Annotated in this window: 1 rRNA gene; it reads left to right on the forward strand. The window is 55.2% G+C overall.

The annotated features are described in order from the left end of the window. Positions 1–460, forward strand: a 16S ribosomal RNA gene (locus PGH32_RS24590); the annotation flags it as partial.

Here is a 460-nt window from a genome sequence, read left to right on the forward strand (position 1 = left end):
CCTACGGGAGGCAGCAGTGAGGAATATTGGTCAATGGGCGAGAGCCTGAACCAGCCAAGTAGCGTGCAGGACGACGGCCCTACGGGTTGTAAACTGCTTTTATGCGGGGATAAAGTGAGGGATGTATCCCTTTTTGCAGGTACCGCATGAATAAGGACCGGCTAATTCCGTGCCAGCAGCCGCGGTAATACGGAAGGTCCGGGCGTTATCCGGATTTATTGGGTTTAAAGGGAGCGTAGGCCGTCGTTTAAGCGTGTTGTGAAATGCCGCGGCTCAACCGTGGCACTGCAGCGGGAACTGGATGACTTGAGTTCGCGGGAGGTAGGCGGAATTCGTGGTGTAGCGGTGAAATGCTTAGATATCGGGAGGAACACCAGTGGCGAAGGCGGCCTACTGGGCACCAACTGACGCTGAGGCTCGAAAGTGCGGGTATCAAACAGGATTAGATACCCGTGTAGTC

This window comes from Erwinia sp. SLM-02, from assembly GCF_037450285.1.
GTDB lineage: Bacteria > Pseudomonadota > Gammaproteobacteria > Enterobacterales > Enterobacteriaceae > Erwinia.